We start from the raw sequence: 10,156 nt of genomic DNA, 5'->3' as shown, positions 1-10,156 counted from the left end.
AATCAGGCGGCAAATCTCCCCAGTGGATAGCCCTCAGGCAAGATGGGGTGCTCGTCACGCTCACGATCGTGCTCACGGATCTTTGGATTGTCTTGCTGCGCCCGCCGGATTTCGTGCGGCGATGGTCTCTCGCGCTGGTCCATGTGTTAACGACCTTCATCTGCTTGTTGAGGATCAACTGCCCTGCCGGGTTGTCGGTCGACTGAGTGCAGCGTGGTGCTCGATGCAACCTCCTGCTCGTCCAGGAGCAGGGTGCTGCTGGCGAGAGTGCGTGATCGCCATCGAAACCGGGCGTGTCGTCTGAGCGGCGAGGAGCCGATTCCACCCGCGCAGAGCGGTTCTGACCCAGCCCTAACATGTTGCTTTCCTTGCTCCATTCGATCGATCGCGAGGGCACTCGCAGCATGATTTTTTGTCTCGGCGGTTTTTGCCGCATCGCCAATGGGCGTTTCAAAAGTCGTGCCATTCGCCTGAACAAGCGCAAAAAAGTGCTCCGCACACTCATCAATGATTTATGTGAGAGTTCAGTCGAACCGAGGCCGGACACTTTGTGTCACGTACTCGACAAACCCGACAATGCGTGTCGGTTGCCCGACGTCTTTTCAGCAATGGCCAACAAGATTGATAGCGCCTCTAGAGGGATCGCGCCGTGTTGAAACGGTTTTTTCTCTTTTGGCACGGTCCCTGCAGCGTGATCCGCAAAGACGTCACGGATTGAGGAGAAATCTTGCCATGATCACGCTCACCGACAATGCTGTTGCCGCCGTCAAGACGGCTCTTTCCCGCGCCAGCGAGCAAGCGGAGGGCTTTCGCATTATGGTCCAGACCGGCGGCTGCGCCGGGTTCAAATACATAATGGGCCTGGAAAGCGTCTCGCGCCAGGGCGATGTGATTACGGAGACAGATGGGATCAAGCTGTTTGTGGACGCAGACTCCCAACCCCATGTCGCCGGCATGACCGTCGACTTCGTCACCGGGCTCGACTCTTCCGGCTTTGTCTTCGACAACCCCAACGCGCGGGACAAGTGCGGCTGCGGCAAGTCCTTCAGTTAACTGAGGACTGTTCGCATGAGGCCTGTCTACCTCGACAACAACGCAACGACACGGGTCGATCCTGACGTTGTGCGAGCGATGTTGCCGTACTTCACGGATCAATTCGGCAACCCTTCGTCAACGCACGCTTTTGGCGCCTCAGTCGGTGCGGCGATAAAAAAGGCGCGGCGGCACTTGCAGGCGCTGATCGGCGCGCAGTTCGACGATGAGATCACCTTCACCTCGGGTGGAACAGAAAGCGACAATGCAGCGATCCTTTCGGCGCTCGAGGTCACGCCCGACCGAACCGAGATCGTGACGTCCGCGGTCGAGCATCCCGCCGTATTGACGCTGTGCGCGCATCTTGAGCAGGTTCGCCGCGTCAAGGTCCACACGATCCCCGTGGATCGTCGTGGCCGGCTTGACCTCGACGCCTACAAGGCAGCCCTCTCGCCCCGTGTGGCAATCGTCTCGGTAATGTGGGCGAACAACGAGACCGGTACGATCTTTCCCGTGGCCAAGCTCGCCGAGTTGGCCAAGGAAATTGGCGCCCTTTTTCATACCGATGCAGTGCAGGCGGTTGGCAAGCTTCCGATGGACCTGAAATCGACCGCTATCGACATGCTGTCGCTCTCCGGCCACAAGCTTCACGGCCCCAAAGGGATCGGTGCACTTTGGATAAAGCGCGGCGTGCACTTCCGCTCGATGATCAAGGGAGGGCACCAACAGCACGGCCGGCGTGCCGGTACCGAGAACACGCCCGGCATAGTCGGGCTCGGCACGGCGGCCGAACTCGCCTTGAAATTCATGGACGACGCGACCACACGGGTAAAGTCGCTGCGCGACCGCCTGGAGGATGGGATCCTCCAGCGCATCCCAAACACCTGTGTCACTGGCGATCCGATGGAGCGGTTGCCAAACACCGCAAACATCTCCTTTGAACATACCGAAAGCGATGGAATTCCACATCTGCTGAGCCGCGTAGGCATCGCCTGTTCCTCCGGCTCCGCCTGCACCTCCGGCTCAATGGAACCCAGCCATGTCCTGAGCGCGATGAAGATGCCACACGGGGCAGTCCGCTTCTCGTTTGCGCGCGACAACAACGAAGAAGACGTCGAGCGGGTGCTTGAGGTCATGCCGGCAATCGTGGAGAAGCTGCGTGACTCTCCCGGTTCTGGGCCGTATGGGCGAAGTCCCGAAGACGTTCTATCCGGTCCATACCTGAGCGGAAGCAGAACAGGTTGCCGTTCATGAGCCGTGATGTCTTCCTCAACGACACGACCTTGCGCGACGGCGAGCAGGCGCCCGGTGTCGCCTTTACGACGGCGGAGAAGCTGGAACTCGCCGAGTCTCTTGTGGCCGCCGGCGTCCCAGAGATCGAGATCGGCACGCCGATCATGGGCGCCGACGAGATCGAAACAATTCGCGCCGCGGTCGCGCGTCGTCTCCCGGTTCGGCTCATGGCCTGGTGCCGGATGAAGGCGAGGGATCTCGACGCAGCGATCGAGAGCAGCGTCGGCGCCGTCAATCTGTCGCTGCCTGCATCCGACATCCAACTTGCCGCCAAGCTCGGCCTCGATCAGGCGGGAGCGCTCCAGGTCATCGAGGATATGGTCAGGCGCGCAGCCGCTGCCGGCTTCTTCGTCGCTGTGGGCTGCGAGGATGCCTCGCGGGCTGATGGGGATCATCTTGCCCGCGTCATCGAAACGGCTGCGCGCGCCGGCGCAAGCCGCGTCAGGCTGGCCGACACGGTCGGCATTCTCGATCCCTTTTCGACTTTCGAACTTGTCGCCCAGCTCATGGCGAAGTCTGAAATCGACCTCGAATTTCACGCGCACAACGATCTCGGCCTTGCGGCCGCCAACACGCTGGCCGCGATCCGTGCAGGCGCGCGCCATGCGTCCGTCACCGTCCTCGGGCTCGGCGAGCGTGCGGGTAATGCCGCGCTGGAAGAAGTGGCGGCCGCGATGGCCGTCATCGACGGCGCGGATACCGGCATCGAGCTGACCGCATTGCCCGACCTCGCCGCCCAGGTGGCTTGCGCCGCCCGCCGGCAGACGGCGACTATTAAGCCGGTCGTCGGCGCCGATGTTTTCACCCACGAATCCGGCACTCACGTCGCAGGGCTGCTGAAGGACTCGCGCGCCTACCAGGGGCTTGACCCGGCACTCGTGGGCCGCTGCCGGCGTATCGTCATCGGTAAGCATTCCGGCGCCACCTCGATTGCCCGTGTGCTGAGCGAAAGCGGTCGCGATCTCGACCCGGATTTGGCAGCCGCAATCGTGGCTCGCGTCCGCCGCAAGGCGGCCGAGACCAAATCGATCGTGACAGCAACTCAACTGGTCGAGCTCTACGATGGAATGTGCAGCGAGGCACACCTCGCGGATGTCGCCGGTCCAGGCCGGCTGGGCAACGAACTCAGCGACACCACAGTTGCCCGACCAGGGAGAATGCGATGAATTGTTCCGCTGACGGCCGCCCCATCGATGTTACCGACATCCTCGCGCGGCTAAAGGGCCTGTCGGCCGCGGAGGAGTTCTTCGCGCTCCTTGGGGTCTCCTATGACCCAAAGGTGCTGAATGTCTCACGGCTTCATATCATGAAGCGCGTGGGCCAATACCTTGCCGAAGAAGATCTATCCGATCTGCCCGACCAGGTGGTCGCCGCGCGGGTGCGCGCAACGCTGCTACGCGCTTACGAGGACTTCACGACTTCCTCGCCGCTTAAGCACCGGATCTTCAAGGTGCTCAAAGACCACGATCCGAACAAGCCTGCCACGCCGGGCCGCACCTTCGTCCCGTTCGAGTCCGTACTGAAGCGGTTCGCAAAAGAATGAGCGCGACATGGTTGCGACGCGACAATGTCGGGAAGCCGACAAATCGTGTCATCACGAACGCGCCCCTGGAAGGAACCAACGGAGTCTCGAGGAATATGAGCACGCAAAACAGTTGGCACGAATGATGCTGCCAAAGATCTACTGCCAAGCCCGCATCCGTATAGAAGCCCAAAGAGACCGCCAATGCACATCGTAGTCTGCATCAAGCAGGTGCCGGACTCGGCACAGATACGGGTCCATCCCGTTACGAACACGATCATGCGTCAGGGTGTGCCTACCATCATCAATCCTTACGACCTATTCGCCCTCGAAGAGGCTCTTAGACTGCGCGACACTTACGGCGGCGAGGTCACCGTGCTCACTATGGGTCCGCCCATGGCGGAGGACGCGTTGCGCAAGACGCTCGGTTACGGCGCCGACCGCGCGGTGCTGTTGACCGATCGCTATTTTGCGGGCTCCGACACGCTGGCGACCTCCTTCGCTCTTTCCCAGGCAATCGCGAAGGTTGGCGAGACGTTCGGCACGCCAGACATCGTCTTCACCGGCAAGCAGACGATCGATGGCGACACCGCCCAGGTCGGGCCCGGCATCGCCAAGCGCCTCGATCTCATGCAACTCACCTATGTCGCGAAGATCCCCTCCGTTGACCTCGCTGCGCGCGAGATCAAGGTCGAGCGCCGCTGTGAAGGCGGCACGCAGATGCTGAAGAGCAGGCTCCCTTGTCTCATCACCATGCTGGAAGGCACAAATGAGATCCGTCGGGGCTCGCTCGAGGACGCCCTGTACGCCGCGCGTAGCCAGGTCCTGAAGTGGAGTGCGGCCGACGCCGGCATTGATGACCTCACCAGATGCGGCCTACGCGGCTCGCCGACGGTCGTCAAGCGCGTTTTCGCCCCTACAGCACGGGCGGAAAAGGCGGCACTTATCGACACCCCCGAGAGGAATTTGCGTGATCTCGCTGACGAACTTATCGCCGCAATCTTAACCCGCGGGCCAGCGCTGGAACAGGAACTCGCCTTCAACGGCGGCCAATGACGGCAAGGAGAGACAATGTCGAGCGCGAATCGAGAAGCCCCTCGCCCTGCCTCCGGCCGTGCCGGCACAAAGAAGGAGCTGCCCGACCATTTCAAGGACTATCGCCACGTCTGGGTGTTTATCGAGCTCGAGCGCGGCCAGGTCCACCCGGTATCGTTCGAACTGCTCGGTGAAGGCCGCAAGCTCGCTGACAAGCTTGGCGTCGAGCTCGCGGGAATCGTGCTCGGACCGCCAGGAGAGACCACCCAGTCTGCGGTAGCCGAGGCCTTCGCTTATGGCGCCGATCTTGTCTACAACGTCGAGGCGCCGCTGCTTGCCGACTATCGCAATGAGCCTTTCACCAAGGCGATGACGGATCTGGTCGATGCCCATAAACCCGAGATCCTGCTTCTCGGGGCGACCACACTCGGCAGGGATCTTGCTGGTTCGGTCGCAACCACCTTGAAGACAGGGCTCACGGCCGACTGCACCGAACTCGACGTCGATACGGACGGTTCGCTCGCTGCGACCCGTCCAACTTTCGGCGGTTCCTTGTTGTGCACGATCTACACGCTCAATTACCGGCCGCAGATGGCGACAGTGCGACCAAGGGTCATGCCCATGCCGCGGCGGATGGATAAGCCGGTCGGGCGTGTCATCCGGCACCAGCTATCGGTAGCCGAGGATGACATCGTCACCAAAGTCCTCGGCTTCCTGCCGGATAGCCAGTCTGGAAAGGCCAATCTTGCCTATGCCGACGTTGTGGTTGCGGGAGGCCTCGGTCTAGGCGCGGCGGAGAACCTGCAGCTTGTGAAGGATCTCGCACGAGCAATCGGCGCCGAGCATGGCTGTTCGCGCCCGTTGGTCCAAAAGGGCTGGCTGTCGGCTGATCGGCAGATCGGCCAAACAGGCAAGACCATCCGGCCGAAGCTTTACATAGCGGCAGGAATTTCCGGCGCCATCCAGCACCGGGTTGGCGTCGAAGGAGCGGATCTCATCGTGGCTATCAACACCGACCCGAAGGCGCCGATTTTCGATTTCGCCCACCTCGGGATCGTCACCGATGCGATCCGCTTCCTGCCCGCACTGACGGAGGCCTTCACCCGGCGGCTGTCGCCCCACAGTCGCGATAAGCTTGCGAGCTAGGGAGATGGACATGATCGAGGAAAAATTCGACGCCATTGTTGTTGGGGCCGGCATGTCCGGAAACGCTGCTGCTTACACCATGGCAAGCCACGGCCTGAAGGTGCTGCAGTTGGAGCGAGGTGAATATCCGGGCTCCAAGAACGTTCAGGGTGCAATCATGTACGCGAACATGCTGGAGAAGATCATCCCGGATTTCCGGGATGATGCGCCTCTCGAGCGCCATTTGGTTGAACAGCGGCTTTGGGTCATGGACGACACTTCCCACACCGGGATTCACTATCGGTCGGACGACTTCAACGAGGCGAAGCCCAACCGCTATACGATCATCCGCGCCCAGTTCGACAAATGGTTTTCGCGTAAGGTGCGCGAGGCCGGCGCGACGGTTCTGTGCGAGACGACCGTGACGGAACTCGTCCGCGATGCCAAGGACAAGGTGGTCGGCGTCCGCACCGACCGGGTCGGCGGAGAGATTTTCGCGGACGTTGTCGTTCTCGCAGAAGGTGTCTCCGGACTACTTGGCACCCGCGCCGGGCTTCGCGAGATGCCGAGGCCAAAATCCGTGGCGCTCGCCGTCAAGGAAATGCATTTCCTGCCTGAAGAGGTCATAGAGCAGCGGTTCGGCCTCAAGGCCGGTGAAGGCTGCGTGATCGAGGCAGTGGGTACAATCTCCCGCAGCATGGCCGGGCTCGGCTTCCTTTACACCAACAAGGAATCGATCTCACTGGGCATCGGCTGCCTCGTTTCGGATTTCGCTTCGATGATGGAGAGCCCATACATCATACTCGATGCGTTAAAAAACCATCCTTCGATCCGGCCGCTGATCGCCGGCTCGGAGGTGAAAGAATATGCCGCGCATCTCATTCCCGAGGGTGGCTACAATGCGATTCCGCAGCTGTTTGGCAACGGCTGGGTGGTGGTCGGCGATGCTGCGCAGTTGAATAACGCCGTCCACCGGGAGGGTTCGAACCTCGCCATGACCTCCGGTCGGATCGCGGCTGAGGCAATCATGCAGGTCAAGAGCCGCAAGAGGCCGATGACCAAACAGAACCTTGCGCTCTACAAGACCTTGTTAGACAAGTCTTTCGTAATCAAAGACCTGAAGAAATACAAGGACATGCCGGCCCTGCTCCACACCAATTCCCAAAACTTCTTCACGACCTACCCGCAGTTGATGTCTCAGGCGGCTCAGAACTTTATGCGGGTCGACGGCACCCCGAAAATCGACAAGGAAAAGGCGACCACAGCTGCCTTCATCAAGGCGCGTTCGCGCTGGGGGCTGGTGAGCGACGTGGTCCGCCTGGCATTCGCCTGGCGCTAGGAGGACGAGATGACAATCGCAGTGCCACGCATTGAAGAGAAGCTTTACCAGAACCGGTATCTGGTCGATTCGGGGCGCCCACATATAAAAGTGCGACCGCACCAAAAGCCAAGCGCCAACCTGCTCGCGTTGACCCGCGTCTGCCCGGCCCAATGTTATGAATTGAACGACAAGGGCCAAGTGGAGATCACCGCCGACGGCTGCATGGAGTGCGGCACCTGTCGGGTACTGTGCGAGGCCAGTGGTGAGATCGAGTGGAATTATCCGCGCGGCGGCTTCGGTGTCCTCTTCAAGTTCGGATGACCCGCGCACGCGCGCGCCGTTGCCAGAGCCGATACCTGGAATTGTCGCGATTGCAACATGACAATTTGCAATTGAACAGGGGCTCGTGAATACTAGGATGTAGCGAGTCGAAAGAAAGGCGCTTTGGGAGGGGCACCTTACAACCCCTGAGGTGTTTCCATGGGTCAAGTAATGCGGGATCGGGTGCACGAGGTAGGGGTTGGCGACGCACGGCCACCCATCAAAGCGATGCACGGGGCAAACATCCCGCTCAGGGGCCTCTACGAGATATCCGAGATCCTGACTGCCCCCACGCGGCTGCAGATCACGCTTGGCAATGTCGTGAACATTCTCTCCTCGTTTGTGCAAATGCGTCATGGAGAAATGGTCATCAAGGAGGCGGCCGGGGAGCTGGAGATTGCCGCAACTGCCGGCAACAAACACGCTCCTCAATCAGATTGGCGCCGCTTCACACCGCAGACCGTGGTAGACCGTATCTGCGCTACGGGGAGGCCACTCGTCATACACGATGTCAGCAAGTCCGAACTATTTCAGGCTGATCTCCAAACGGCTTCGGGCGGCGCAACCATGCCAGTTACCTTTATCGGAGTGCCAATAGAGGCTGAGGATGAAATCCTCGGTACACTGTCGATCGACCGTATCCGGGACGGCGCCGCCAGCGTGCATTGCGACGAAGACGTGAGCTTGCTGACAATGGTCGCCAATCTTGTCGGCCGGACTATCCGCCTCCATCGCATCCTGAGCACAGATCGTCAGCGGCTCTTTGAGGAGGAAGGGAGAGCGGAGAAATCGCGCGACGAGAAGGAGGCCCGCCCTGCGCGCCATTCGCCTGTCAAAATCGACGGGATCATCGGGGAAAGTCCAGCACTCAAGCAGGTGCTTGAAACCGCCGCAATCGTGGCAAGGACCAACTCCACCGTGCTTTTGCGGGGTGAAAGCGGCACCGGCAAGGAATTTTTTGCGCAGGCCATCCATAAGCTTTCGCCTCGCAGCAAGAAGGCTTTCGTCAAACTGAACTGCGCCGCACTGCCTGAAAGCGTTCTGGAATCGGAGTTGTTCGGGCATGAAAAGGGCGCCTTCACCGGGGCTGTCGCGCAGCGTGCCGGCCGTTTCGAATTAGCCAATGGCGGAACCCTGTTGCTTGACGAAATCGGCGAGATTTCGCCTGCCTTCCAGGCAAAGCTCTTGCGCGTCTTGCAGGAAGGCGAGTTGGAGCGCGTCGGCGGCACCAGGACGCTAACGGTCGACGTCCGGCTCATATGCGCCACCAACAAGGATCTCGAGACGGCTGTCGTGAATGGAGAGTTCAGGGCCGATCTTTACTACCGTATCAATGTGGTGCCAATCATGCTGCCACCGCTCAGAGAGCGACCCGGCGATATTCCACGCCTTGCGAAGGCCTTCCTCGATCGATTCAATAGCGAGAACCATCGCGAGCTCGCCTTCGCGCCGTCGGCGCTTGACCTGATCTCGCAATGCTACTTCCCTGGCAACGTCCGTGAGCTGGAAAACTGCGTGCGAAGGACGGCCACTCTTGCGCGTTCAAGCACCATCGCCACTTCAGATTTCGCCTGCCAGAATAGCCAGTGCCTGTCTTCCCTCCTCTGGAAAGGAGCCGACCGTGCAAATGACGGCAATGCCAGCGATGAGTTCGGCCGCAACAGGATGCCGGTTGAATCGCCGCTGGGAGCCAGGCGCACCGGCGCCTCCGAGGGCGCGGCGGTGCCCGTCAACGCCCGCGGTCCGAGCCATCCTGCCTCGGGTGCAACAGGCATGCGTGTGACCGATGGCGACCGGCTGATCGACGCGATGCAGAAGGCCGGCTGGGTTCAGGCCAAGGCTGGTCGTATCCTCGGCCTCACGCCGCGGCAAGTCGGCTATGCCCTGCGTCGGCATGGTATCGAGGTAAAGAAGTTCTAAACGCCCTGCGAGGTCAAACGTCCTCGCGCCATGTGCGAGTGGTGCCTTTGAGACGCCACTCGACGCAGCGCATGTAGAATCGAGGCACTACGTCATCGGCTTCTCCTTCCCGGTGGTGCCGAAGGGCCAGGCGCGCATCCACACGCAGATGTCGGCGGATCCAAGGAACAAAAGAATGTCCAACATGATGAAGGCGCTGGTGAAGGCCAAGGCCGAGCCGGGCATCTGGATGGAAGAGGTGCCGGTGCCGGAGATCGGCCCCAATGACGTGCTGATCAAGGTCAGGAAGACCGCGATCTGCGGCACCGACGTCCACATCTACAATTGGGACCAGTGGGCGCAAAAGACGGTGCCGGTGCCGATGGTGACCGGCCATGAATTCGTCGGCACGGTCGCCGATTACGGCGCGGCGGTCACCGAATACAAGGTCGGCCAGCGCGTCTCCGGGGAGGGCCACATCGTCTGCGGCCACTGCCGCAACTGCCGGGCGGGCAGAGGGCATCTCTGCCGCAACACGCTTGGCGTCGGCGTCAACCGTCCGGGCGCCTTCGGCGAGTACATGGCGATCCCGCAGCACAATGTCGTGC

Annotated in this window: 11 protein-coding genes; all 11 read left to right on the top strand. The window is 60.9% G+C overall.

Going from position 1 to position 10,156, the window contains the following annotated elements:
* Positions 1–206 (top strand): hypothetical protein (locus RFM40_RS32890; protein WP_320279004.1); only part of this gene is annotated, 206 nt, incomplete at its 5' end.
* A gap of 526 nt (positions 207–732) precedes the next feature.
* Positions 733–1,053 (top strand): HesB/IscA family protein, encoded by a 321-nt coding sequence (locus RFM40_RS32885; RefSeq protein ID WP_041003345.1) that lies wholly within the window; start codon positions 733–735, stop codon positions 1,051–1,053.
* A gap of 15 nt (positions 1,054–1,068) precedes the next feature.
* Positions 1,069–2,286 carry a cysteine desulfurase NifS gene (nifS, locus tag RFM40_RS32880; protein ID WP_320279003.1) on the top strand — a complete coding sequence of 406 codons (1,218 nt, stop codon included), beginning with the start codon at positions 1,069–1,071 and terminating at the stop codon, positions 2,284–2,286.
* A complete protein-coding gene (gene nifV, locus RFM40_RS32875; RefSeq protein WP_320279002.1) occupies positions 2,283–3,491 on the top strand; it encodes a homocitrate synthase in 1,209 nt (402 codons plus the stop codon). The genes nifS and nifV overlap by 4 nt, the downstream gene beginning before the upstream one ends.
* Positions 3,488–3,868, top strand: coding sequence for a nitrogenase stabilizing/protective protein NifW (nifW, locus tag RFM40_RS32870; protein WP_320236520.1), 381 nt, complete (start codon positions 3,488–3,490; stop codon positions 3,866–3,868). Before nifV ends, nifW begins: the two co-directional genes overlap by 4 nt.
* Before the next feature lie 183 nt (positions 3,869–4,051).
* Positions 4,052–4,903, top strand: a complete 852-nt coding sequence (locus RFM40_RS32865) for an electron transfer flavoprotein subunit beta/FixA family protein (RefSeq protein ID WP_320215387.1) — start codon at positions 4,052–4,054, stop codon at positions 4,901–4,903.
* 15 nt (positions 4,904–4,918) lie between these two features.
* A complete protein-coding gene (locus RFM40_RS32860; RefSeq protein WP_320215388.1) occupies positions 4,919–6,028 on the top strand; it encodes an electron transfer flavoprotein subunit alpha/FixB family protein in 1,110 nt (369 codons plus the stop codon).
* Between the two features lie 10 nt (positions 6,029–6,038).
* A complete protein-coding gene (locus RFM40_RS32855; RefSeq protein WP_320279001.1) occupies positions 6,039–7,346 on the top strand; it encodes an FAD-dependent oxidoreductase in 1,308 nt (435 codons plus the stop codon).
* Positions 7,347–7,355: 9 nt separating this feature from the next.
* Positions 7,356–7,649: a ferredoxin family protein gene (locus RFM40_RS32850; RefSeq protein ID WP_320223341.1), complete on the top strand. Its 294-nt coding sequence runs from the start codon at positions 7,356–7,358 to the stop codon at positions 7,647–7,649.
* Positions 7,650–7,808: 159 nt separating this feature from the next.
* Positions 7,809–9,569, top strand: a complete 1,761-nt coding sequence (gene nifA / locus RFM40_RS32845; protein ID WP_320279000.1) for a nif-specific transcriptional activator NifA — start codon at positions 7,809–7,811, stop codon at positions 9,567–9,569.
* Between the two features lie 175 nt (positions 9,570–9,744).
* Positions 9,745–10,156: alcohol dehydrogenase catalytic domain-containing protein (locus tag RFM40_RS32840; RefSeq protein ID WP_320278999.1), on the top strand; the 412-nt coding region annotated here is incomplete at its 3' end.

This window comes from Mesorhizobium captivum (assembly GCF_033977165.1).
Taxonomy (GTDB): domain Bacteria; phylum Pseudomonadota; class Alphaproteobacteria; order Rhizobiales; family Rhizobiaceae; genus Mesorhizobium; species Mesorhizobium captivum.
This window is presented reverse-complemented; position numbering and strand designations above follow the sequence as displayed.